This window comes from Serratia sp. CY38905 (genome assembly GCF_052168875.1).
Lineage (GTDB): Bacteria > Pseudomonadota > Gammaproteobacteria > Enterobacterales > Enterobacteriaceae > Serratia > Serratia sarumanii.
Genome location: NZ_JBJNLV010000001.1, coordinates 587934 through 610380, shown reverse-complemented (window position 1 = coordinate 610380; position 22447 = coordinate 587934). Strand labels below are relative to the sequence as shown.

The window sequence follows — 22447 nt, the reverse complement described above, 5'->3', positions numbered from 1 at the left end:
GCCTACATCTCCAGAAAGTTTTTCAACAGTTGCGCGCCGGCCGCTCCAGAACGTTCTGGATGAAACTGCACGCCGAAGAAGTTGTCTTTTTGCACGGCGGCGGTGAAGGGCTCGCCGTAGTTCGCCTGGGCGATGGTGCTGGGGCATATCGGCATCGCATAGCTGTGAACGAAATAGAAGTAGGCGCCGTCATCGATGCCGCGGAACAGATGGTGGCCCGCCTGCGCGGACACCTGGTTCCAGCCCATGTGCGGCAGCGGCAGGCCAAAGTCGGTCATCTGCTTGACCGGCGTATCGATGAGGCCGAGCGTGGTCACGCCGCCGTTCTCTTCGCTGCTGGCCGCCAGCAGCTGCATGCCGAGGCAGATGCCCAGCACCGGCTGCGTGCAGGCCTTGATCAGCTCGATCAGATCGCGCTCGCGCAGTTGATCCATCGCCGCCTGCGCGGTGCCGACGCCTGGCAGGAACAACTTGTCGGCGCGCAGCACGATCTCCGGATCGCGGCTCACCTCCGGCTGGTAACCCAGGCGCCGCACCGCGTAGGTGACGGAGGCCAGGTTGGCGCAGCCGGTATCCAAAATCACCACGTTCATCACAGCACTCCTTTCGAGCTCGGCAGGGTATTGCCCTCGACGCGGATCGCCTGGCGCAGCGTGCGGCCAAACACTTTGAACAGGCTCTCGACCCGGTGGTGGTCGTTTTTGCCCTTGGTCTTCAGGTGCAGCGTGCAGCCCATGGTGTAAGAGAGCGAACGGAAGAAGTGCTCGACCATTTCGGTGCTGAGATCGCCGACGCGCTGATAGTTGAACTCGGCCTTGTATTCCAGGTGCGGGCGGCCGGAAATATCCAGCGCGCAGCGCGCTAGGCACTCGTCCATCGGCAGCACGAAGCCGAAGCGGGCGATGCCGCGCTTGTCGCCAAGCGCCTTGTTCAGCGCTTCACCCAGCGCCAGACCGGTGTCTTCCACCGTGTGGTGATCGTCGATATACAGATCGCCTTTGACGTCGATCTCCATGCGGAAGCCACCGTGGGTGGCGATCTGATCCAGCATGTGATCGAAGAAGCCGACGCCGGTTTTGATCTTGCTGCCGCCTTCGCGATCCAGCCAGACGTTGACGTCGATCTGCGTCTCTTTGGTCACGCGGTTAACCCGCGCGTGGCGGTCGCGCAGGGTCAGCTGGCGCACGATCTCTTTCCAGCCCAGCACGCCGCGCTGGTAGCGCAGCCCCTGGATGCCCATGTTTTCCGCCAGCTGCACGTCGGTCGGCCGATCGCCGATCACGTAGCTGTGGGCGGCATTCAGCACGCCGGGTTCGAGGTAGCCCTTCACCAGCGCGGTTTTCGGCTTGCGGCAGTCGCAGTTGTCCGCCGGCAGGTGCGGGCAGATCAGCACATCGGCGAACTGAATGCCCTGCGAGCTGAGGATCTGCATCATCAGGTTGTGCGGCGGATCGAAGGTTTCCTGCGGGAAACTGGCGGTGCCGAGCCCATCCTGATTGGTGATCATCACCAGCTGATACCCCGCCTGTTGCAGCGCCAGCAGGGAAGGGATCACGTCCGGCTCGAGCGCCAGCTTGTCCAGGCGGTCAACCTGGAAATCTTCCGGTGGCTCGGCGATCAGCGTGCCGTCACGATCGATAAAGAGGATTTTTTGGCTCACATTGGCTCCTGGCGAGTCTGGTTGGCGCCGGGCAGGGCGGACAAGGCGTCCACCACGCGTTGACATTCGTCGCGGGTGCCTATGGTGATGCGCAGGCAGCCGGACAACCCGGGCTGTTTGTTTTGGTCTCGTAAGATAATGCCCTGATCCCACAAGCTTTTAAACACATTACTTGAGGCGGTGAAGCGGGCCAGCAGGTAATTGCTGTCGCTGGCGAAAACCTGCTCGACGCAGGCGCATTTTTCCAGCTGTTGCTGCAGCCAGCTGCGGGTGGCGGCGATGTCGGTGACGCGCTGACGCATGGTGCGGATACCTTCTTCGCTCAGCGCCTGCGCGGCGATATCCGCCACCGGCGTCGAGAGCGGGTAAGGCGCGATCACCTTCAGCAGCAGGGCGATCAGATCTTCGTTGGCGAGCGTAAAGCCGCAGCGCAGGCCGGCCAGCGCAAAGGCCTTCGACAGCGTGCGCAGGATAGCCAGATGCGGATAGTCGCTCAGCCACCCGGCCACCGAGGCCTGCGGGCAAAACTCGATATAAGCTTCGTCCACCGCGACGATCGCCTTGCCTTTGGCCAGCTCCAGCAGGTTGCGCAGCGAGTCCGGGTCGATCAGGTTGCCGGTCGGGTTGTTCGGGCTGCAGACGTAGATCAGCTTCACGTTGTCCATGCTGTCTGCGATGGCCGGCAGATCCAGCTGCCAGTCCTCTTTGGCGGCCACGGTGCGGCGCTCCACGCCGAAAGTTTCGGCGCTGACGGCGTACATGCCGTAGGTCGGCGGGCAGAACAGAATGGCGTCTTTACCCGGCTCGCAGAAGGCGCGGATCAGCAGTTCGATGCCTTCATCGGCGCCGCGGCTGACCAGCACCTGCTCTTTCTTCACCCCGGCGTAGGCGGCGTAGCGTTCGATTACCTGCGCCGGCTGGCACTCCGGATAGCGGTTGAAGGTTTGCGCGGTCAGCTGGAACTCGGGCGCGATCGGGTATTCGTTGGCGTTCAGCCATACGTCGCCCTTACCGCCGAGGCGGCGCGCCGATTGATAAGGGGTCAGCTCGCGAACGTTGGCGCGCGCCAGTTTTTCGATGCTCATGCTTGCTCCTTCAGGGCGGCGACGCGCAGGGTCACGGCGTTCTTGTGGGCGATCAGCTGCTCGGCGGCGGCCAGCGTCTCGATGGTGGCGGCCAGGTTGCTGAAGCCCTGCGGCGTCAGCTCCTGCACCGTCATGCGTTTTTGAAAATCGGCCAACCCCAGGCTGGAGCAGGTGGCGGTGTAGCCGTAGGTCGGCAGCACGTGGTTGGTGCCGGAGGCGTAATCGCCGGCGGACTCCGGCGACCAGTCGCCGAGGAACACTGAGCCGGCGCTGGTGATGCCGTCCACCAGCTCGCGCGCATTGCGGGTCTGAATGATCAGGTGCTCCGGGCCGTAGCGGTTGCTGATGGTCACGCACTCTGGCAGATCGCGCGCCACGATCAGGCGGCTGCTCGCCAGCGCCTGGCGGGCGGTCTCGGCGCGCGGCAGCTCGGCCAGCTGGCTTTCCACCGCTTCGGCCACCGCCTGCGCCATCGCCGCGTCCGGCGTCAGCAGGATCACCTGCGAATCCGGGCCGTGTTCGGCCTGCGACAGCAGATCGGAAGCGACGAATGCCGGGGTGGCGCCGGCATCGGCGATCACCAGCACCTCCGAAGGGCCGGCCGGCATGTCGATAGCCGCGCCGTCGAGACGCTGGCTGACCTGCCGCTTGGCTTCGGTCACGAAGGCGTTGCCCGGCCCGAAGATCTTCGCCACGCGCGGCACGCTTTCGGTGCCGAACGCCAGGGCGGCGATCGCCTGCGCGCCCCCGACCTGAAACACTTCCTGCACGCCGCACAGCTGTGCCGCATACAGGATCTCATCGGCGATCGGCGGCGGCGAGCACAGCACCACCCGGCGGCAACCGGCGATGCGCGCCGGCGTCGCCAGCATCAGCACGGTGGAGAACAGCGGCGCCGACCCGCCGGGAATATACAGGCCCACCGAGTCGATTGGGCGGGTCACCTGCTGGCAGCGCACGCCCGGCTGCGTTTCGACGTCCACCGCCGGCAGTCGCTGCGCGTTGTGAAAGGTGTCCACGTTGGCGACGGCCACCGCCATCGCCTGTTTGATGTCATCGCCCAGCCGCGCGCTGGCGGCGGCGATCTGCTCGGCGCTGACGCGCAGCGCGGCGACTTCCGCCTTGTCGAAGCGGGCGCTATAGTCGCGCAGCGCCCGATCGCCGTTGGCCTTCACGTTGTCGAGGATCTCGCTCACCGTGCGGGTGATGCTGTCGGAAGCGGCGATTGCCGGGCGCATCAGCAGCTCGGCCTGGCGTTCGGCGCTGCACGTTGCCCAGTCGATCGGCGTGTTGAAGGTCGACATGGCGTTACTCCATCATCTTTTCAATCGGCAGCACCAGAATCGAGCTGGCGCCGAGCGCTTTCAGTTTTTCCATGGTTTCCCAGAACAGGGTTTCGCTGCTCACCATGTGCATCGCCACGCGGTTCTGCGCGCCGGCCAGCGGCAGGATGGTCGGGCGTTCGGCGCCCGGCAGCAGCGCGACGATCTCGTCCAGCTTCTCGCTCGGCGCGTGCAGCATGATGTATTTGGATTCACGCGCCTGGATCACGCCCTGAATGCGGGTCATCAGGCGGTCGATCAGCTGCTGTTTGGCTTCCGGCATTTCGCCGTCGCGCTGGATCAGGCAGGCCTTGGAGCGGTAGATCACCTCCACCTCGCGCAGGCCGTTGGCCTCCAGCGTGGCGCCGGTAGAGACCAGATCGCAGATGGCGTCGGCCAGGCCGGCGCGCGGCGCCACTTCCACCGAACCGTTCAGCAGGCAAGATTTGAAGCGCACGCCCTGCTTGTCGAGGTATTGCTTCAGCAGGTGCGGGTAAGAGGTAGCGATGCGGGCGTCCTGCAGGCTTTGCGGGCCGGCGTATTCGGCGTCGAGCGGGGTGGCCAGCGACAGGCGGCAGCCGCCGAAATCGAGGCGGCGCAGGGTGAAGTAACGCGGGTCTTCGCCCTGAGCGCGGCGGCTGAGCAACTCTTCTTCCAGCACGTTTTCGCCGATGATGCCCAGATCGACCACGCCGTCCATCACCAGGCCCGGAATGTCGTCGTCGCGCACGCGCAGGATATCGATCGGCATGTTTTCCGCGAAGGCGATCAGGCGCTGCTGCTGCAGGTTGATCTTGATGCCGCAGCGCGCCAGCAGTTCCTGGGATTCCTCGCTCAGGCGGCCCGACTTCTGCATTGCGATCCGTAAACGTGTCTTGTCCAGCATGGTAACCTCTGTTTAATCTGTAATTTTATGAATTTGTTGTAAAAATATTCTTTCTGTCTGTCCGAAGCCAAAAAAAAACCCTCGGAAGAAATCTTCCGAGGGCTCTCTCTTGCGTTCTGCGCGCCACTGGAAGATTAACAAACCGTCTTCCAGCACACATCGCCTGAAAGACTAGTCAGGGTGATGGTGATGATGGTGGTTGAACTGAACGCGTGTCATGGTGTTTTTCTCTAATCAAAAGCCGGTAAAAACCGTATGCCAATTAAGCTAAACTATCCGCTGTCCACCGCGCAACCCTTTTTTAACGTCATAAATTTAATTTATTGAAACAGGTTAGGTTATTAGCCACACACGGCTTTACCTAACCTTAAGCCGGGCAGATTGTATCGCCGTGCACAGTGGCGTAGCCTTAGGGGTAGGGCGCTGCGATCTTCAGGAGAGGAAGAGGATGAAAAAGGTAGCCATTATTGGTTTGGGTTGGCTGGGCATGCCGTTGGCGCTGTCGCTGATGGGGCGCGGGTATGACGTGGTCGGCAGCAAAACCACGCCGGACGGCGTCGAGGCCGCGCGCATGAGCGGCATCGAATGCTATCAACTGGAGCTGACGCCGGAGCTGGAGTGCGATCCGGACGATCTGGAATCGCTGCTGCGCGTGGATGCGCTGGTGGTGACGCTGCCCGCACGGCGCACCGTCGAAGGCAGCGAGAACTATTTCAATGCGGTGCGCATGCTGGTGGACAGCGCGATGGCCTTCGGCGTGCCGCGGGTGATCTTTACCAGTTCCACCTCGGTGTACGGCGAAACCGCCGGCACGCTGCGCGAAGAGTCGCCGCTGCGGCCGGTCTCGCCGTCGGGCCGGGTGCTGGCCGAGCTGGAGCGCTGGCTGCATGAATTGCCGAATACCTCAGTGGACATTCTGCGGCTGGCGGGGCTGGTGGGCGCCGACCGCCACCCCGGCCGCTTCCTGGCGGGCAAACTCGACGTGAAGGGCGGTTCGCAGGGGGTGAATCTGGTGCATCAGGACGACGTCATCGCCGCCATCCAACTGCTGCTGAAGCTGCCGAAGGGCGGCCATGTGTACAATCTGTGCGCGCCGCATCATCCGGCCAAACGCGAATTTTATCCGGCGCTGGCCGAGCAGCTGCACCTGGAGCCGCCGCAGTTCGCCGACGAAGCGGAGCAGGATGAGCGGCTGGTGGATGGCAACCGCATCTGCAACGAGCTGGGTTTTGAGTATCAGTATCCCGATCCGGCGCGCATGCCGGTCAGCTAACGTCCGTCAGGCCCCGCGCATGCGGGGCTTTTTTTTCGCCGGCGCGCGCCAAATCCTCCAGCAGCGCGTTCAACGCCTCGTCGGGCTGAACGGGGCGGCTGACCAGGCTGAGCGTGGCGCGGTATGAGAGCGCCGCGCCGCCCAGTTGCCGCAGCAGCCCCTGTTCCACCCAGCGTGCCGCGTAGTGGGTGGGCAGATAGCCGAGACAGGTGCCGCTCAGCACCAGATGGGCGACGCTTTCCATATGGTGGGCCACCGCCGCCAGGTGAGGCGGCGCGATCGGGCACAGCTGCTGCGCCAGCAGGTAGCCGCGCTTGACCCAGCGCGCGTTTTCAATCTGCTCGCGCTCCGGTTCTTCCACCGCGAACAGCGGGTGATCCGCGCTGCAGTAGATAGCCTGCGTCTCCTCCAGCCACGGCTGATAACGCAACGCCTCCAGCTGCTGGCCAAAGTAGCCGATGCCCAGATCGAGCTGCCGGTGCAGCAGCCCTTGCTCAATCTCGTTCGGCGAACAGATGCGGCACTGCAATTGCACGTCCTGGTGGCGGCGCTGGAAGTGTTTGATGGCCTGGCTGAACGGATTGCCTGGCAGCGAAACCAGATTATCCACCAGACCGATCTGCAGATCGCCGGTCAGCAGGCCGTTCAGCGACTGGCTGACTCGGGTGAAGTCGCGGGCGGCGTTGAACAGCGAGCGGCAGGCGATCAGCATGCGTTCGCCCTTGGGCGTCAGCCGGAAGCCGGAGCGGCCGCGCTGGCACAGGCGAAAACCCAGCCGGGTTTCCAGCGAGGCCAGGTGAGTGCTGATGGTGGACTGGTTCATCAGCAGCGCTTCCTGCGCGGCGCTGACACCCTGAGCTTCCGCCACCGCGACGAATACCCGCAGCAGTTTCAGATCGATATCGCTTAGGTTGGTGAGCATCGTCCCCTCCGCAGAACGTCGGCCGGTTAACCCATTTTTAACATCGAGAAAATAGGTGCGGCGCTGAAGATATGGCCTCCCTTATGGCATGAAGTTGAAATAAAAATCAATACTTCAATAGGTTAGTTGCATCGCGTTTTTCGATGTTTACATGCAAAAGCGGGAATGGTAGCCGGGGTGGCCAGCGGGGTAGTCTGCGAATGTTGCTCAAATGTTTCAATTCATCGCAGATCAAGACAAGGAAACGCCATGCTGAACCAACCCCAAAGCGGTAACGATATGCCGCGCTTTGCCGGTATCCCCACCATGATGCGCCTGCCCGCCGCCGAACAGGCGCGCGGTCTGGATGCCGCCTTTGTCGGCATTCCGCTGGATATCGGCACCTCCAACCGCAGCGGCACCCGCTATGGCCCGCGCCAGATCCGCCAGGAATCGGTGATGATCCGCCCCTACAACATGGGCACCGGCTCCGCCCCGTTCGAACGGCTGCAGGTGGCCGATCTGGGGGATGTCGCCATCAACCCTTACAGCCTGGCGGACAGCGTGCAGCGCATCGAGGCGGCTTACCACGAGATCCTGGCGCACGGCTGCATGCCGTTGACGCTCGGCGGCGACCACACGCTGACGCTGCCGGTGCTGCGCGCCGTCGCCCGTCGACATGGCCCGGTCGGGCTGATCCACGTCGATGCGCATTCCGACACCAACGAGGAGATGTTCGGTGAACAGCTGGCGCACGGCACCACCTTCCGCCGCGCGTTCGAGGAAGGGTTGCTGGCGCCGGAAAAAGTGGTGCAGATCGGCCTGCGCGGCAGCGGCTATGCGGCGGACGATTTCGACTGGTCGCGCCGTCAGGGCTTTCACGTGGTGCCGGCCGAGGCCTGCTGGCACCGATCGCTGACGCCGCTGATGGCGGAGATCCGCGAACAGATGGGCGATGCGCCGGTTTACCTCAGCTTCGATATCGACGGGCTGGATCCGGCCTTCGCGCCGGGCACCGGCACGCCGGAGGTCGGCGGGCTGTCGGTCTGGCAGGGGCTGGAGATCGTGCGCGGCTGCCACGGGCTGAACCTGGTGGGCGGCGATGTGGTGGAAGTGTCGCCGCCTTACGATCGCTCCGGCAACACGGCGCTGCTGGCGGCCAACCTGCTGTTTGAAATGTTGTGCGTGCTGCCGGCCCGCTGAGGCGGCGCACTGACCCTACCGGCGGAGCGGTTGCGTCGGGGCCCCTGATAACAATAACAACGGAGTGGAGGTACCCATGAATCTCGATCTGCTGGTCGTGGTGTTTTACTTTCTGGTGATAGGCGCGGTGGGGTGGATGGGCATTCGCCGCGCCAATTCCAAAGAGGCGTATCTGGTCGCCGGGCGCAACCTGGGGCCGGGGCTGTATCTGGGCACGCTGTCGGCGGTGGTGCTCGGCGGCGCGTCGACCATCGGCAGCGTCAAGCTCGGCTACACCTACGGCATCTCCGGCGTCTGGCTGTGCGGCGCGCTGGGGCTGGGCATCGTGGTGTTGAGCCTGGTGCTGGCCAAGCCGCTGCTCAAGCTGAAGCTGTATACCGTCAGCCAGGTGTTGTCGCGGCGCTATCATCCGGCGGCGCGGGTTACCAGCGGCGCGATCATGCTGGCGTATGATCTGATGGTGGCGGTGACTTCGATCATCGCCATCGGCAGCGTGATGCAGGTGATGTTCGGCCTGTCGTTCAGCGCGTCTATCCTGCTCGGCGGCGGGCTGGTGGTGCTGTATTCGACGCTGGGGGGCATGTGGTCGCTGACGCTGACCGACATCATTCAGTTCATCATCATGACCGTCGGCATGATGCTGGTGCTGATGCCGATGAGCATCGTCAAGGCCGGCGGTTGGGAGGCGTTCACCAGCCTGCTGCCCGCCGGTTATTACCAGCTGTCGTCGATCGGGCTGGACACCATTCTGGTATTTTTCCTGATCTACTTCTTCGGCATTCTGATCGGCCAGGACATCTGGCAGCGGGTGTTTACCGCCCGCAGCGCCAACGTGGCGCGCTTCGCCGGGCTGGGGGCGGGCGTCTACTGCGTGCTGTACGGCGTAACCGGCGCGCTGATCGGCATGGCCGGCAAGATCGTGCTGCCGGCGCTCAGCAACACCGACGGCGCCTTCGCCGCTATCGCGCAGGCGGTGTTGCCGGTCGGCGTCAGCGGGCTGGTGGCCGCCGCGGCGTTGGCGGCGCTGATGTCCACCGCCAGCGCCTGCCTGCTGGCCTCTTCCACCATCGCGCTGGAGGACGTATTGCCGGCCATCCGGCGCAAACCTTCCGGCGGGTTGGCCGCCGGGCGCTTCACCACGCTCCTCATGGGCGCGGTCATGCTGGGGCTGGCATTCGTGGTGCGCGACGTGCTGGCGGCGCTGACCCTGGCTTACAACCTGTTGGTGGGCGGCATGCTGATCCCGCTGGTGGGGGCGATCTTCTGGCCGCGCGCCACCAGCGCCGGCGCCATCGCCAGCATGCTGACCGGCAGCCTGTGCGTGGTGGGGCTGATGGTCTGGCACGGCATCGACGCCAACAGCCCAATCTACGGCGGCCTGCTGGGCGGCGGCGTCGCCTTCGTGCTGGGCAGCCTGTTGAGCCGCCCGGCAGCGCAGCTGCAGACCCAAACCGAGCGCTGAAACGTACTGAGCTTTTATCGCGGCGCCTTTGCTGCTTTACTGGAGGGCGGGGCGCACGGCTCCCGAATGGGTTTAACGGCGGTCGTAAGGAGATTGGGAGTGAAGGAAATAATCAGCGTCGCATGCTGCCAGTTAGCGTTGCGGGTCGGGGAAGCGGAACATAATCGGGCGCTGTCCGCCCAGGCTATCCGCCGGGCGGCGCAGCGCGGTGCCAACGTCATCGTGCTGCCGGAGTTGGTGAACAGCGGCTACGTGCTGCGCGATAAGGCGGAGGCGCGGGCGTTGGCCGAGGCTGAAGACGGGCCTAGCCTCAGCCTGTGGGGAGCACTGGCGCGCGAGTTGGATGTGGCGATCGTCGCCGGTTTCTGCGAGCGCCTGCCCGATGGCGAGGTGGCCAACAGCGCGGCATTGATCGATGCGCAGGGGGTGAGGGCGATTTATCGCAAAGCGCACCTGTGGCATGAAGAGAGCACCATCTTTACCGCCGGCGATCGGCCGCCGCCGGTCATCGAGACCCGCTTCGGCCGATTGGCGATGATGATCTGTTACGATCTCGAATTCCCTGAGTGGGTACGGCTGCCGGCGCTGGCCGGCGCTCAGCTGTTGTGCGCGCCGGTCAACTGGCCGCTGGCGCCGCGCCCGCAGGGCGAACGGCCGGCGGAGATGGTGAAGGCGCAAGCCAACGCCGCCGTCAATCGGCTGTTCATCGCAGTGTGCGATCGTTGCGAAACGGAGCGCGGCGTTGCGTGGATCGGCGGCTCGGTGATCGTCGACGCCGACGGCTATCCATTGACGCAGAGCCTGGCAGGCGAAGGCATGGTGCTGGCATCGATGGATATCGGCTCGGCCGATGACAAGCACATCGGCCGCCACAATCACGTGCATCGCGATCGGCGGCCGATGCTGTATTGAAGCGGCGGGGCGGGCTGCCCCGCAGAGGGTTTTTGCCGGCGGGAAAACCCGTTGTTTTGGCGCTTACAGCCAGCCCGATTTCTTCAGCTTCTGATACAGGAAAATGCAGCCGACGGCGGTCACCCCCAGCGTGGCGTGATAGGCCCACGGGAACTTCAGCTCCGGCATGTCGGCGAAGTTCATGCCGTACAGGCTGAAGATCACCGTCGGGATGGCCAAAATCGCCCCCCAGCCCGCCAGGCGTTTCACCACTTCGTTCTGTTTGACCGTCACCAGCGCCAGGTTGACGTGCATGGCGTTGGTCAGCATTTCGCGCATGTCGTCGATATTGCTGACCACCTGATGCGCGTGATCCTGCACATCACGCACATAGGCGCGCAGCTCTTTCGGGATCACCTCTTCGTGCAGGCGGATCAGCTGGTTGCAGATTTCATCCATCGGCAACGCGGCGTTGCGCAGCGCCAACAGGTGGCGGCGCAGGGTATAGACGTTCTCGATCGCCGCCTGATCGAACTCCGACTGAAACATGTTGGCTTCGATATTCTCGATGGTGCTCTCGAAGCGCGTCACCACGCTGCGGTAGTTGTCCACCACGAAGTCCAACACCGAATAGAGGGCGAAGCCCGGCCCGCGGCACATCTGCTTGCGGTTCTCCTCCGCCTTGGCGCGGATCGGCGCGTAGCTGGGCGAGGCGCCGTGGCGCACCGTCACCAGAAAATTTTTGCCGACGAAGAAATGGGTTTCGCCGTATTCGATTTCGTCGTTCTCGCCCCACTGCGCGGTTTTCACCACGATGAACAGCGAGTCGCCATAGGTTTCCAGCTTCGGCCGCTGGTGCGCGCACAGCGCGTCTTCGATCGCCAGATCGTGCAGGCCGAACTCTTCCTGCACCTTGCGCATAAACGCCGGCTCCGGCTGCCGCAGCCCCAGCCAGATGAAGGTATCCGGCTGTTTGACCACCTCGCTGATATCGTCGATAGTCACTTCGCCCAGCCGTTGGCCGGCTTTGTACGCCACACAGTTCACCACCATGCTTTTGCTGTCCATCCGTCCATCCATTAATCAGTCAGGGTTTTGGTAAGAAAATAACACTCATGTTCCACCGGATACTCTTTCAGCGTCATTTGCAGCTGATAGCCGAGCTTTTCGTAGAACGGCCGCGCCTGGAAGCTGAAGGTATCCAGGCGAGCGTAGCGGCAGCCGCGCGCCTGCGCCTCGCGTTCGGCGGCGCGCATCAACCGGCCGCCGAGGCCGCTGCCGCGCTGGGAATCCGCCACCCACAGCCATTCGACGCTCAGCCAGTTGCCCCAGGTTTCGGCGGTCAGCCCGCCGATCACCGTGCCGGCCTCGTCTCGCGCATAGACGCTGAGCGGCTTGCGGTGACGGGCATCGATATGCGGCAGGTTGTAAGCGCGCAGGCCTTGCCTGATCGCATCGAGGGTGTCTTCGTCAATCGCGTCGGTAACGGTAATGTCCATGATTCCTCCTGGGTGATGGGTTAACTTAAGCACACTGCGGCTAAAAGGCAACCTGTTGAAATGTAATGCAAACGACCGCGCCCGCTGAGTGGGCTACACTAAACGGGTCATTTCACCCCCAGGAGGATGCCATGCCCCGATTGACTTTGCTGGCCGGTTTGCTGCTGTGCAGCGGCCTGCTGCACGCCGCGCCGACGGTCAGCCAACTGCAGGACGGCCTGGAACACCCGTGGTCGCTGGCCTTTTTGCCGGCGGAACAAGGCTTGCTTATCACCGAGCGGCCCGGCCGGCTGCGGCTGTGGCAGCAGGGCAAAGGCCTGTCGCCGCCGATCGCCGGCGTGCCGCAGGTTTACGCCGAGGGGCAGGGCGGCCTGCTGGAGGTGTTGCCGGCCCCCGACTTCGCCGCCAGCCGCCGGGTGTACCTCAGCTTCGCCGAACCAGGCGAGGGCGGCAAAGCCGGCACGGCGGTCGGCTACGGCCGTTTGAGCGAAGACGGCGCGCGGCTGGAAAACTTCAAGGTGATCTTCCGCCAGCTGCCCAAGCTGTCGGTCGGCAATCACTTCGGCGGCAAGCTGGCGTTCGACAGGCAGGGCTACCTGTTTATCGCGCTGGGCGAAAACAACCAGCGGCCGACGGCGCAGGAGACCGACAAGCTGCAGGGCAAGCTGGTGCGACTGACCGCCGAAGGCGCGGTGCCGTCGGACAACCCCTGGGTCGGCCAGGCCGGCAAACGGCCGGAGGTTTGGTCCTACGGCCACCGCAATCCGCAAGGGCTGGCGCTGAACCCGTGGAGCGGCGCGATTTGGGAACACGAGCACGGCCCGCGCGGCGGCGATGAGCTCAACCTCCCGCTGCCGGGTAAAAACTACGGCTGGCCGCTGGCCACCTACGGCATCAACTATTCCGGCCAGCCGATCCCCGAGGCCAAAGGGGAACGGGTGCCTGGCACCGAACAGCCGCTGCACTATTGGCGGGTATCGCCCGGCCTCAGCGGCATGGCGTTTTATGACGGGCAGCGCTTCCCCGCCTGGCGGCACTCGCTGTTCATCGGCGCGCTGGCGCAAAAGGAACTGATTCGCCTGACGTTGGAAGGCGACAAGGTGGTGGCGGAAGAGCGGCTGCTGGGCGATCGCGGCGAGCGCATTCGCGAGGTGCGCAGCGGGCCGGATGGTTATCTGTATCTGCTGACGGACGAGCGGGACGGCAAGCTGCTGAAGGTCGGGGCGTCGTAACGCCCCGCAGCGATCAGGTGAGTTCGCTCATCACGCCGCGCTGATAGGCCGGGCGGGCGCGCAGCTGTTGATACCAGCGCTCCATGTTCGGCCGCGGGCGGCGGGCGATCGGCATTTCGAACCAGGCGTAGGCGAAGCTGCCGAGCGGGATATCGCCGAAGCCGAACGCGTCGCCGGAGAGGTAAGGCTGGCGCGCCAGCGTCTGTTCGATGACGTCGAAGTGCTTTTCCAGCGTGGCGATCGCCGCTTCGATTTTCGCCATGTCGCGCAATTCCGGCGCGGTGCGGATCAGGCCCCAAAAGACGATGGTGAAGGCCGGGACGATGGTTGAGGTGGTCCAGTCCATCCACTTCTCGGCGGCGGCGCGCGCCTGCAGATCTTGCGGATAGAACGTCGCGTCGCCGAATTTCGCCGCCAGATAGCGCACGATGGTGTTGGATTCCCACAGCACGAAGTCATCGTCCTGCAGCAGCGGCACCAGGCCGTTCGGGTTCAGCGCGCGGTAACTCTCTTCGTTCACCTTGCCGAACGCGCCGCCGGCGTTGATGTGGGTATAGCTCAGCCCCAGTTCGGCGGCGCACCACAGCACCTTCCTGACGTTGTTCGAATTCTCACGGCCCCAAATGGTCAGCATTGCGCAACTCCGTTAGTGGATTAAGGACCCTCTATACCTACGCCACAAAACGCTATTTGTCACACCGCAGGGCACTTTTTGCCTGCCGCTCAGCGTTCCCAGCGGCACACTTCCCAGCCGTGCTCCGCCGCCAGCGCGCTCAGTTCGCTGTCGGGGTTGATCACCGTGGCGCTGTCGACGAATTGCAGCATCGCTTTATCGTTGAGGGAGTCGCTGTAGCCGTGGCTGTGTTCGAATTTCAGGTGCGGATGCTGCGCCAGCCAGCGTTGCAGGCGGATCACCTTGCCCTGTTGATAGGTCATGGTGCCGTAGGTGTTGCCGGTGAAGCGGCCGTCGCTGATTTCCACGCCGATCGCCAGCGCATCGTCGGCGCCGAGCTGTTCGGCGATCGGCGCCACCAGATGCTCGCCGGTGGCGGAAATCACCAGAATGCAGTCGCCGCGCTCGCGGTGCCACTGCAGGCGTTCACGGGCGGCGGGATAGACGCGCGGCAGGATATCGCGCCGGATGTAACGCTGTACCCAGCCGGCCACGGTTTGCACGCTCAGGCCGGCCAGCGGCGCCAGCGTGGCCTGCATGTAGTCCTCCATCGACAGCTTGCCCTGATAATAAAGCTGCATCAGCTGCTGCTCCTGCAGCTCCAGCTCCGCCGGCGCGAAGCCCTGGCCGACCAGCCAGCGGATCCACAGGCTGGCGCTGTCATCGTCAATCAGGGTTTCATCCAGGTCGAATAAGGCTAAATCCATCAGTATTTCTCCGGCAGGCAGGGTATGAGGTCGTTTACAGGATAGCGGATAGCGCCCGTCGCCAGCCAGCGGCGTCGGCGAAATTGCGCAGAGCATAAGAAACATTGATGACGGTTTTGCGACAGTTTGTTGAACGTTTGCATAACTTAGAATGCAACAATATTGGCCACCCCGGCGAGCGCGGTGATAACTATGGAACAAATGCAGCTACCCGGTAGGGAGTGAAAATGTTGATTATTCGCCTGTATGGCAGCCCGATCGTGATTGGGGAAGAAGAGGAACCGCATGATGACGCATCTGACGACGCTGAAGACGCTGCCGTTGCTGGATCTTTCGCTGCTTGACGGCGATGCGCGCCAGCGGCGCGCCTTTCTTGACGATCTGCGCGCGGCGGCCCGCGACGTCGGCTTTTTCTATCTGCGCGGGCACGGCGTGGACAGTGCGCTGAATGCGCGGCTGCAGCAGGGCGCGCGGCAATTTTTCGCGCTGCCGGAAGCCGACAAGCTGGCGGTGCAGATGGTGCATTCGCCGCACTTTCGCGGTTACAACCGGGCGGCGGCAGAGCTCACGCGCGGCCAGCCGGACTGGCGCGAGCAGTTCGATATCGGTGCCGAACGCCCGGCGCTGACGCTATCTGACGACACCCCGCGCTGGGCGCGTCTGCAGGGGCCAAACCAGTGGCCGGCGGCGCTGCCGACGCTGAAACCGCTGCTGCTGCAGTGGCAACAGGCGATGACCGCCATGTCGCTGCGGCTGTTGCGCGCTTTCGCTTTGGCGCTGTCGTTGCCGGAGCAGGCTTTCGATCGCTTGTATGGCGATAAGCCCAACGAGCACATCAAACTGATTCGCTATCCGGGGCGGGACGCTACCGCCAGCGCACAGGGCGTCGGCGCGCACAAGGATTCCGGTTTTCTCAGCTTCCTGCTGCAGGACGAGCAAAAAGGGTTGCAGGTGGAGGTGAGCGAAGGGCGGTGGCTTGACGCCCAGCCGCGTGAAGACACCTTCGTGGTGAACATCGGCGAGCTGCTGGAACTGGCGACCAACGGCTATCTGCGCGCCACTGTGCACCGGGTGGAAACGCCGCCGGCGGGGCGCGACAGGCTGTCGATCGCTTTTTTCCTCGGCGCGCGCTTGGACGCGGTGGTGCCGCTGTATCAACTGCCGCCGCCGCTGGCGGCGCAGGCGCGCGGCCCGGCCAGCGATCCGCTCAACCCGCTGCTGCGCGACGTGGGGTATAACTACCTGAAAGGCCGCATCCGTTCCCACCCCGATGTGGCGCAGCGCTTTTATCGGGACGTCATCGGCGTCTGAATAGCGGGCACAAAAAAGCCCGGCGCGCCGGCCGGGCTGATGGCGCTTGATGCAGGCGATTATTCCGCCAGCGCCTGCTGCAGATCGGCGATCAGATCTTCCACATCCTCAATCCCCACCGACAGGCGCACCAGCTGCGGCGTGATGCCGGTTGCCAGGCGCTGTTCCAGCGGAATGGAGGCGTGCGTCATGCTGAACGGCTGGCTGATCAGGCTTTCCACGCCGCCCAGGCTTTCCGCCAGGGTGAACAGGCGCGAGCGCTTGATGACCCGGCGCGCATAGGCGTCGTCGCCTTTCAGCCGCACCGAGATCATGCCGCCGAAGCGCGTCATCTGGCGCGCCGCCAGCGCGTGCTGCGGATGGCTAGGCAGGCCGGGATAGTAGACGTTTTCCACCTGCGGCTGGCTCTCCAGCCACTGGGCGATGCGCAGCGCGCTGTCGCTGTGGCGCTGCATGCGCAGTGCCAGGGTGCGAATGCCGCGCAGCGTCAGGAAGCTGCTGAACGGATCGAGAATGCCGCCGACCGCGTTTTGCAGGAAACCGAGCTGTTCCGCCAGCGCCGGGTTATCCCCCACCGCCGCGACGCCGGCCACCACGTCGGAGTGGCCGTTGAGGTATTTGGTGGCGGAGTGCACCACCACGTCAAAGCCCAGATCCAGCGGGCGCTGCAGATACGGCGAGGCGAAGGTATTGTCCGCCACGCTGATGAGCCCATGCTTTTTGGCGATCGCGGCAATGGCGCTCAGATCCGCCAGCTTCAGCAGCGGGTTGGTCGGGGTCTCTACCCAGATCATTTTGGTGTCCGGCTCGATCGCCTGCTCCAGCCCGGCGAGATCCGCCGGCGACACGTAGGTGACGCGCAGGCCGGCGGTGCGGCTGCGCACTTTTTCCAGCAGGCGATAGGTGCCGCCGTACAGATCGTCTACTGCGATCAGGTGGCTGTCCTTATCGAGCAGCTCCAGCACCGTGGAGCAGGCCGCCAGGCCGGAGGCGAAGGCGTAGCCGCGGCTGCCGCCCTCCAGTTCGGCGATGGCGCTTTCCAGCGCGGTGCGCGTAGGGTTGGCGCTGCGGGAGTATTCGTAGCCGGTATGCTCGCCCGGCGCCGGTTGGGCGTAGGTGGAGGTGGCGTAAATTGCCGGCATCACGGCGCCGGTGGCGTCCGGGGTGTAACCGGCGTGAACGGTCAACGTATCAAACTTGGCCATAATGGATCCTTATTAACGTAATTTTTGGCGCCAGGCGTTAAGCACGTCTGTGCGGGTAATCAGGCCGAGGAAGCGCTCGCCGTCGAGCACCACCGCGACGTGGCCATGGTTGAAGGTGGCCTGCAATTCGTCGTAGCCGGCTTCCTTTTGCAGCGTATGGACCTGCTTGGTCATCGCGCTGCCGGCCGGCAGGCTGAAGTGGGCGGCGTCGGCCTGGACGGCGTTCAGCAGATCCCACTCATCGATCAGGCCGACCACCCGATCGCCTTCCAGCACCGGCAGCTGCGAGATGTCGTACAGCCGCATGCGGGCGTGCACGATCGCCAGCGTGTCGTCCGGCGCGGCGGAGACGGCGGCACCTTCGTCGTGGCGGTAGGCGATCAGATCGCGCAGATCGCCATGCTGCGGCTTGCTCAGCAGGCCCTGTTCCAGCATCCAGTGGTCGTTATACATTTTAGACAGGTATTTGTTGCCGCTGTCGCAGACGAAGGTCACCACCCGCTTGGCTTCGGTCTGTGCGCGGCAGTAACGCAGCGCGGCGGCCAGCAGGGTGCCGGTGGACGATCCCGCCAGCACGCCTTCCTTGCGCAGCAGATCGCGCGCGGTGGTGAAGGCTTCGGCGTCGCCGATGCGGTAAGCGTGGCGGACCTGGTCAAAGTCGCTGAGCGGCGGGACGAAGTCTTCGCCGATGCCTTCCACCAGCCAACTGCCCGCTTCGCCGATGTGGCCGCTGTCGAGGTAGTCCGCCAGGATCGAGCCAGCAGGGTCGGCCAGCACAAATTCCGTCTGCGGCGAAACCTCGGCGAAATAGCGGCTCAACCCGCCCAGCGTGCCGCCGGAGCCGACGCCAACCACGATAGCGTCCACGTCATGCTCCATCTGCCGCCACAGTTCGGGCGCGGTGGTGGTGGTATGGGCCGCCGGATTGGCCGGGTTGTTGAACTGATCGATATAAAAGGCGCCGGGGATCTCCCCGGCCAGGTGTTTGGCGTAATCCTGATAGTAAGCCGGATGCCCCTTGCCGACGTCCGAGCGGGTCAGCAGCACTTCCACGCCCAGCGCGCGCAGGTGGAAGATCTTCTCGCGGCTCATCTTGTCCGGCACCACCAGCAGCAGCTTATAGCCTTTCAGCGCCGCCACCAGCGCCAGCCCCAGGCCGGTATTGCCGGCGGTGGCTTCGATGATGGTGCCGCCCGGCTGCAGCTTGCCGTCGCGCTCGGCCTGTTCGATCATCGACAGCGCCACGCGGTCTTTGATCGAACCGCCGGGGTTTTGATTCTCCAGCTTGACGAACAGCCGGCACGGGCCGGTATCGAACCGGGTCAGTTCCAGCATCGGGGTATTGCCAATCATCTCGATGACGGAATGGGGGATCGCCATGACTCATCTCCAGGATTATTCGGTATAAAAGTCGTTATGTGGATGATAGCGCTGAGAATAAGCGCTTTAAAAAGAACAAATAACGGTTATATATGCCATTATGGAATATATTAATCTTTTTTAGACGTATGGATGCGCAGATGTTTAGCGGTGCAGATGCTTGGCCGTGTAGCCGTGGGTGGGTGCAAAAATGCGCGTCGCGATGCTTTTTTGAACGATAAGCGGGGGGCTGCGTACAGTTATGTAAAAATGCTGAAAATTCACGCTAAACCCTGCAAAAATAAGATAAATCACATAAACTCACAGCAAGGGCATTTTCGGTGCGCTGCGTTACCCGCTACGGGCGCCGCAGGGGGTTGCGGCCGGCACGCGCGCACCGGGCCACTCTCGCTGGTTGGCTTAAAACGTGAACATGTTTGAAAGTTAACGCTATTTCAATGATTTGAATGGACACTCTGGCGACGTCATGATGAAAAAAAACTTATCCACTTCCCTGAAAAAACTGACCTTCAGCGTAGGCATCCTGTTGCTGGCCGCCCCGGCCGTGCATGCGGCCGAGCCGCCGGCGCCGCCGCAGGTAGACGCCAAGGCCTTCATTCTGATGGATTACAACAGCGGCAAGGTGTTGACCGAAGGCAATGCCGACACCCGCCTCGATCCCGCCAGCCTGACCAAGATCATGTCCAGCTACGTGATTGGGCAGGCGATCAAGGCCGGCAAGATCAAGCCGGAAGACATGGTCACCGTCGGCAAAGATGCCTGGGCACCCGGCAACCCGGCGCTGCGCGGTTCTTCGCTGATGTTCATCAAGCCGGGCGATCAGGTGCCGGTGCTGGAGCTGAATAAAGGCATCGTGATCCAGTCGGGCAACGACGCCAGCATCGCGCTGGCGGATTACGTGGCGGGCAGCCAGGATTCGTTCGTCGGCCTGATGAACAATTACGCCAAATCTCTGGGGCTGCAGAACACCCACTTCCTGACGGTGCACGGCCTGGATGCGGAAGGGCAGTACAGCACCGCGCGCGACATGGCGCTGCTGAGCCAGGCGCTGATCCGCGACGTGCCGGACGAATACGCGCTGCATAAAGAGAAAGAATTCACCTTTAACAAGATCCGCCAGGTTAACCGCAACCGCCTGCTGTGGAGCAGCAACCTGAACGTCGACGGCATCAAGACCGGTTACACCAGCGGCGCCGGCCACAACCTGGTGGCATCGGCCACCGACGGCCCGATGCGCCTGATCTCGGTGGTGCTGGGCGCGCCGAGCGATCGCGTGCGCTTTAGCGAAAGCGAAAAGCTGCTGACCTGGGGCTTCCGCTTCTATGAAACCGCGACGCCGATCAAGGCCGATAAGCCGTTCGTCACCCAGAAAGTGTGGTTCGGCGACGTCAGCGAAGTGCCGCTCGGCGTGGCGAAAGACGCCTCGGTCACCATTCCGAAAGGGCAGATGAAAAATCTGAAGGCCAGCTACAAGCTGACCCAACCGACGCTGGAAGCGCCGTTGGCGAAAAACCAGGTGGTCGGCACCATCGATTTCCAGCTGGACGGCAAGACCATCGAACAGCACCCGCTGGTGGTGATGCAAGAGGTGAAAGAGGGCAACTTCTTCAGCCGCATCTGGGATATGGTGATGATGAAGCTGAGCCAGTGGTTCGGCGGGATCTTCGGCTGAATACCCTGATGTGAGGAGCGCGCCCCGGGCGCACGATCCTCGACCAGGCCGCAACTGCGAGGTTGCGGCTTTTTTTTCGCGATTTTTTGGGGCGGTGATTAAAAGTAGTCCACCAGCATGGTGGCGCCGCTGGTGAAATCGCCTTCCGCCAGGGTGACGGCGCTGTTTTTCACCGGCACCGCATCAAGCGTCGGCGGATTGGCGTAGTCGATGTTCAGCGGCGTATTGATGGCGAAGGCCTTACCGTTGGCCAACAGTTTGATGCCCAATCCATTGACGCTGCTGGTTAACACGCTGCCGTCGAAGGCCGCCGCGCTGCCCATGATCTTCATTTTCAGCTGGCGGCTGTTATCCAGAAACTCGCATTTGATGCTGTAATCGATGCGTTGCATATAGCGATTGCCATCGATGCGCTTGATGCCGACCTTGCCGAAGTCGATATCGATGGTGCGCCCGTCGTTGATCACGCAAGGCGGAGGCGCCACCACGGTGGCGGTGATGTTGACCTTGGTACCCTGGTCGGCGGCCTGAGCCGCGGCGCTAATCAGGCTCAGTGCCCACAGCAGAGCGCAGCGCGTTTTACTCGTCATGTTCATTCTGGCTCCCGTCTCAAGGTGCGCTGAAGATCAGCGTGGCCGAACCCGACAGCGGGCCGGTGGCGATGCTGGTGTAAGGGACATTGTTCTTTACCGGTACAAAGGTCACGGTATCGTTGCCCTGGCCGTTGACGATGCGCGTTCTGAAGGCATTGTTCGGCTTCACCACCGCGCCGTTGTACATCATCGCCACGCCGACGTTAGGATTGGTGGTCTTGATAAAATCGCTGGAGAAGTCGCTGGCATCGCTGACCATGCGGATCAGAATATCCTGCGTCGCGCTCTGGTCGTCGCATTGGTAGCTGAGCGCTTTGTCCTGTTTTATCTGGGCATCATTGGCGCTCTGGGTCAGAAAGTCCTGACGGATCTGGCCGAAGTCGACGTTAATCTGCTGGCCGTTGTTGATGGTGCAACTGGTGGTGACGAAGTAAGCGTCGTTGTCGGCGATCAGGCGCCAGCGATAAACGCCGCACTGTGGGCAACCCGGCTGATCGTTGGTCTGAATAAAGTTGATTTGGCCGATGACGTCGCCCTTGTTCACCTTGATGTCCGGCGTTGGGAAACGGTTCAACACGATATAGACCCGGATGGCGACCGACTGGGTTTGCAGGCCGGTAAGGCTGAGTACGCTGATGCCTGATGGCACCGGGGAGTTGTAATCGCTGCCGTTGATGGTGGTGCCGCTGCCGATGGCGCCAAAAATCGCACTGTTCATCGACAGCGCCGGGCTGTCGGTTTTGAGATAGTCATACCAGCTCGCGACGTCGTTTTTACAGGTGACCTGGCTGACGTTGACGATTTCGTTTTTGCCATAAGAAAGCTGTGGCCCGATGCGTACCCGGACGTCAACCGGCGTGGTCGAGCCCCCGGGTGGAATCAGTCCGCCATCGGACGTGCGGCAGGTAAACGCGTTGGCGTTGCCAAACAGCATGAAGAAAGATAATGCCAGGCAGCAACGTAAAAATAGCAGGGCTGTTTTTCTCACGATAATATCCCAATATATATAAATAGTGTGCGGCGTTACTCCGCAATGAAATATTGCCAATCAGGCCGGCTGGCCATATTTATTCCGTTAAAGGGGAGTGAGGGGCATCGCTGTTGGAGATGCCGTCGTTATCACCGTTCAGCAACGCGGTGGGATACCACCTCAATGAGTTGTTGATAGAGCCGTCCGTCACAATCACTTTTTTCCGGGAGACAAGATCTAGCAATAGCCGCCGCGCCCGGTAAACACCGACGTTGACGGCATTGGCCAGTTGCCGCGTCGATAGCCATTGCTGCTGTGGCGGCAACCCGCCGATAGGGCACTTACGGGGCGACTGCGCGAATAATGTTTGCAGCAGATCGTGCTGCAATTGCCGTATTTCCTTTTGTTTCGGAGATAACGCTTCCATAGCACTTCCTCTGTATTCCGATTGCCGTATTCCTAAGAAAAAACAAACTTTCGCTGCCTACCAACAACGAGGTAAAACGCGAACAAAGAAAATTC

Annotated in this window: 23 protein-coding genes and 1 other annotated feature; of the genes, 7 read left to right on the top strand and 16 right to left on the bottom strand. The window is 62.7% G+C overall.

The features are described 5' to 3' along the window. Positions 1–2 precede the first annotated feature (2 nt). The 6 genes from hisH to hisL all read right to left on the bottom strand — a co-directional run bounded on the left by hisH (position 3) and on the right by hisL (position 5172). Positions 3–593, bottom strand: coding sequence for an imidazole glycerol phosphate synthase subunit HisH (hisH, locus tag ACJ8MK_RS03145; protein ID WP_033637766.1), 591 nt, complete (start codon positions 591–593; stop codon positions 3–5). Beyond that, a complete protein-coding gene (gene hisB / locus ACJ8MK_RS03140) occupies positions 593–1660 on the bottom strand; it encodes a bifunctional histidinol-phosphatase/imidazoleglycerol-phosphate dehydratase HisB (RefSeq protein ID WP_033637767.1) in 1068 nt (355 codons plus the stop codon). The genes hisH and hisB overlap by 1 nt, the downstream gene beginning before the upstream one ends. After that, the gene (gene hisC, locus ACJ8MK_RS03135) at positions 1657–2745 is read right to left on the bottom strand and encodes a histidinol-phosphate transaminase (protein WP_041034253.1); all 1089 of its coding nucleotides are present in this window, start codon (positions 2743–2745) and stop codon (positions 1657–1659) included. The genes hisB and hisC overlap by 4 nt, the downstream gene beginning before the upstream one ends. Further along, positions 2742–4049 (bottom strand): histidinol dehydrogenase, encoded by a 1308-nt coding sequence (hisD, locus tag ACJ8MK_RS03130; protein ID WP_103773830.1) that lies wholly within the window; start codon positions 4047–4049, stop codon positions 2742–2744. The genes hisC and hisD overlap by 4 nt, the downstream gene beginning before the upstream one ends. Positions 4050–4053: 4 nt before the next feature. Beyond that, positions 4054–4953 carry an ATP phosphoribosyltransferase gene (gene hisG, locus ACJ8MK_RS03125; protein WP_033637770.1) on the bottom strand — a complete coding sequence of 300 codons (900 nt, stop codon included), beginning with the start codon at positions 4951–4953 and terminating at the stop codon, positions 4054–4056. 69 nt (positions 4954–5022) lie between these two features. Continuing rightward, positions 5023–5149 (bottom strand) — a sequence feature (His leader region). Further along, positions 5125–5172, bottom strand: a complete 48-nt coding sequence (gene hisL / locus ACJ8MK_RS03120) for a his operon leader peptide (RefSeq protein ID WP_100396937.1) — start codon at positions 5170–5172, stop codon at positions 5125–5127. Its footprint overlaps the feature before it by 25 nt. Before the next feature lie 229 nt (positions 5173–5401). On the opposite strand from hisL, the gene ACJ8MK_RS03115 reads away from it, so the two are divergent. After that, the gene (locus ACJ8MK_RS03115) at positions 5402–6226 is read left to right on the top strand and encodes an SDR family oxidoreductase (protein WP_033654614.1); all 825 of its coding nucleotides are present in this window, start codon (positions 5402–5404) and stop codon (positions 6224–6226) included. Here the strand turns inward: ACJ8MK_RS03115 and ACJ8MK_RS03110 are convergent. Continuing rightward, complete coding sequence (locus ACJ8MK_RS03110) at positions 6219–7148, bottom strand: LysR family transcriptional regulator (RefSeq protein ID WP_060429813.1); 930 nt, start codon at positions 7146–7148, stop codon at positions 6219–6221. The two genes, ACJ8MK_RS03115 and ACJ8MK_RS03110, sit on opposite strands and share 8 nt — an antisense overlap. A 249-nt stretch (positions 7149–7397) precedes the next feature. On the opposite strand from ACJ8MK_RS03110, the gene speB reads away from it, so the two are divergent. The 3 genes from speB to ACJ8MK_RS03095 all read left to right on the top strand — a co-directional run bounded on the left by speB (position 7398) and on the right by ACJ8MK_RS03095 (position 10704). After that, on the top strand, positions 7398–8330 hold the full coding sequence (speB, locus tag ACJ8MK_RS03105; RefSeq protein WP_103772466.1) for an agmatinase: 933 nt from the start codon (positions 7398–7400) through the stop codon (positions 8328–8330). Between the two features lie 76 nt (positions 8331–8406). Then, positions 8407–9792 carry a sodium:solute symporter gene (locus ACJ8MK_RS03100; RefSeq protein WP_442517493.1) on the top strand — a complete coding sequence of 462 codons (1386 nt, stop codon included), beginning with the start codon at positions 8407–8409 and terminating at the stop codon, positions 9790–9792. A 99-nt stretch (positions 9793–9891) separates the two neighbouring features. Next, a complete protein-coding gene (locus ACJ8MK_RS03095; protein ID WP_442517492.1) occupies positions 9892–10704 on the top strand; it encodes a nitrilase-related carbon-nitrogen hydrolase in 813 nt (270 codons plus the stop codon). 63 nt (positions 10705–10767) lie between these two features. Here ACJ8MK_RS03095 and corA read toward each other — a convergent pair whose 3' ends face one another. Together corA and ACJ8MK_RS03085 are read right to left on the bottom strand one after the other, a co-directional pair. Then, on the bottom strand, positions 10768–11751 hold the full coding sequence (gene corA, locus ACJ8MK_RS03090; RefSeq protein ID WP_033637778.1) for a magnesium/cobalt transporter CorA: 984 nt from the start codon (positions 11749–11751) through the stop codon (positions 10768–10770). Positions 11752–11762: 11 nt separating this feature from the next. Then, positions 11763–12182, bottom strand: a complete 420-nt coding sequence (locus ACJ8MK_RS03085) for a GNAT family N-acetyltransferase (RefSeq protein ID WP_060419837.1) — start codon at positions 12180–12182, stop codon at positions 11763–11765. 131 nt (positions 12183–12313) lie between these two features. Here ACJ8MK_RS03085 and ACJ8MK_RS03080 point away from each other — a divergent pair, with 131 nt between their 5' ends. Then, the gene (locus ACJ8MK_RS03080; RefSeq protein WP_161764254.1) at positions 12314–13414 is read left to right on the top strand and encodes a PQQ-dependent sugar dehydrogenase; all 1101 of its coding nucleotides are present in this window, start codon (positions 12314–12316) and stop codon (positions 13412–13414) included. 13 nt (positions 13415–13427) lie between these two features. Here ACJ8MK_RS03080 and ACJ8MK_RS03075 read toward each other — a convergent pair whose 3' ends face one another. Further along, positions 13428–14048, bottom strand: a complete 621-nt coding sequence (locus ACJ8MK_RS03075; RefSeq protein ID WP_033637781.1) for a glutathione S-transferase family protein — start codon at positions 14046–14048, stop codon at positions 13428–13430. Positions 14049–14137: 89 nt separating this feature from the next. Further along, positions 14138–14794, bottom strand: a complete 657-nt coding sequence (locus ACJ8MK_RS03070) for an HAD family hydrolase (RefSeq protein ID WP_033646717.1) — start codon at positions 14792–14794, stop codon at positions 14138–14140. 288 nt (positions 14795–15082) lie between these two features. Between ACJ8MK_RS03070 and ACJ8MK_RS03065 the strand changes: the two genes are divergently transcribed. Next, complete coding sequence (locus ACJ8MK_RS03065; RefSeq protein ID WP_440481318.1) at positions 15083–16105, top strand: isopenicillin N synthase family dioxygenase; 1023 nt, start codon at positions 15083–15085, stop codon at positions 16103–16105. A gap of 59 nt (positions 16106–16164) precedes the next feature. Here the strand turns inward: ACJ8MK_RS03065 and ACJ8MK_RS03060 are convergent, their stop codons facing one another. Continuing rightward, positions 16165–17310, bottom strand: a complete 1146-nt coding sequence (locus tag ACJ8MK_RS03060) for a trans-sulfuration enzyme family protein (protein ID WP_033637784.1) — start codon at positions 17308–17310, stop codon at positions 16165–16167. Between the two features lie 12 nt (positions 17311–17322). Next, on the bottom strand, positions 17323–18690 hold the full coding sequence (locus ACJ8MK_RS03055; RefSeq protein ID WP_442517491.1) for a pyridoxal-phosphate dependent enzyme: 1368 nt from the start codon (positions 18688–18690) through the stop codon (positions 17323–17325). A 466-nt stretch (positions 18691–19156) separates the two neighbouring features. On the opposite strand from ACJ8MK_RS03055, the gene ACJ8MK_RS03050 reads away from it, so the two are divergent. After that, positions 19157–20362: a serine hydrolase gene (locus tag ACJ8MK_RS03050; protein WP_033637786.1), complete on the top strand. Its 1206-nt coding sequence runs from the start codon at positions 19157–19159 to the stop codon at positions 20360–20362. A 98-nt stretch (positions 20363–20460) separates the two neighbouring features. Here ACJ8MK_RS03050 and ACJ8MK_RS03045 read toward each other — a convergent pair whose 3' ends face one another. From ACJ8MK_RS03045 to ACJ8MK_RS03035, 3 genes are all read right to left on the bottom strand, one after another. Then, entirely contained in the window at positions 20461–20952 is a 492-nt protein-coding gene (locus ACJ8MK_RS03045) for a fimbrial protein (RefSeq protein WP_223181936.1), read from the bottom strand. Positions 20953–20971: 19 nt separating this feature from the next. After that, on the bottom strand, positions 20972–21889 hold the full coding sequence (locus tag ACJ8MK_RS03040; protein ID WP_103830106.1) for a fimbrial protein: 918 nt from the start codon (positions 21887–21889) through the stop codon (positions 20972–20974). Between the two features lie 133 nt (positions 21890–22022). Beyond that, entirely contained in the window at positions 22023–22352 is a 330-nt protein-coding gene (locus ACJ8MK_RS03035; RefSeq protein WP_033646709.1) for a hypothetical protein, read from the bottom strand. Between the last annotated feature and the right edge of the window lie 95 nt (positions 22353–22447).

Bases quoted from the DNA above. Each gene is read 5' to 3' on its own strand.
- ACJ8MK_RS03050 (WP_033637786.1), top strand. From the start codon at position 19,157: ATGATGAAAAAAAACTTATCCACTTCCCTGAAAAAACTGACCTTCAGC.
- ACJ8MK_RS03040 (WP_103830106.1), bottom strand. From the start codon at position 21,889: ATGCTGTTTGGCAACGCCAACGCGTTTACCTGCCGCACGTCCGATGGC.
- speB (WP_103772466.1), top strand. From the start codon at position 7,398: ATGCTGAACCAACCCCAAAGCGGTAACGATATGCCGCGCTTTGCCGGT.
- ACJ8MK_RS03070 (WP_033646717.1), bottom strand. From the start codon at position 14,794: ATGGATTTAGCCTTATTCGACCTGGATGAAACCCTGATTGACGATGAC.
- hisC (WP_041034253.1), bottom strand. From the start codon at position 2,745: ATGAGCATCGAAAAACTGGCGCGCGCCAACGTTCGCGAGCTGACCCCT.
- ACJ8MK_RS03035 (WP_033646709.1), bottom strand. From the start codon at position 22,352: ATGGAAGCGTTATCTCCGAAACAAAAGGAAATACGGCAATTGCAGCAC.
- ACJ8MK_RS03055 (WP_442517491.1), bottom strand. From the start codon at position 18,690: ATGGCGATCCCCCATTCCGTCATCGAGATGATTGGCAATACCCCGATG.
- ACJ8MK_RS03065 (WP_440481318.1), top strand. From the start codon at position 15,083: ATGACGCATCTGACGACGCTGAAGACGCTGCCGTTGCTGGATCTTTCG.
- ACJ8MK_RS03110 (WP_060429813.1), bottom strand. From the start codon at position 7,148: ATGCTCACCAACCTAAGCGATATCGATCTGAAACTGCTGCGGGTATTC.
- ACJ8MK_RS03115 (WP_033654614.1), top strand. From the start codon at position 5,402: ATGAAAAAGGTAGCCATTATTGGTTTGGGTTGGCTGGGCATGCCGTTG.
- ACJ8MK_RS03080 (WP_161764254.1), top strand. From the start codon at position 12,314: ATGCCCCGATTGACTTTGCTGGCCGGTTTGCTGCTGTGCAGCGGCCTG.
- ACJ8MK_RS03045 (WP_223181936.1), bottom strand. From the start codon at position 20,952: ATGACGAGTAAAACGCGCTGCGCTCTGCTGTGGGCACTGAGCCTGATT.
- hisG (WP_033637770.1), bottom strand. From the start codon at position 4,953: ATGCTGGACAAGACACGTTTACGGATCGCAATGCAGAAGTCGGGCCGC.
- ACJ8MK_RS03060 (WP_033637784.1), bottom strand. From the start codon at position 17,310: ATGGCCAAGTTTGATACGTTGACCGTTCACGCCGGTTACACCCCGGAC.
- hisH (WP_033637766.1), bottom strand. From the start codon at position 593: ATGAACGTGGTGATTTTGGATACCGGCTGCGCCAACCTGGCCTCCGTC.
- hisD (WP_103773830.1), bottom strand. From the start codon at position 4,049: ATGTCGACCTTCAACACGCCGATCGACTGGGCAACGTGCAGCGCCGAA.
- ACJ8MK_RS03075 (WP_033637781.1), bottom strand. From the start codon at position 14,048: ATGCTGACCATTTGGGGCCGTGAGAATTCGAACAACGTCAGGAAGGTG.
- corA (WP_033637778.1), bottom strand. From the start codon at position 11,751: ATGGACAGCAAAAGCATGGTGGTGAACTGTGTGGCGTACAAAGCCGGC.
- ACJ8MK_RS03100 (WP_442517493.1), top strand. From the start codon at position 8,407: ATGAATCTCGATCTGCTGGTCGTGGTGTTTTACTTTCTGGTGATAGGC.
- ACJ8MK_RS03085 (WP_060419837.1), bottom strand. From the start codon at position 12,182: ATGGACATTACCGTTACCGACGCGATTGACGAAGACACCCTCGATGCG.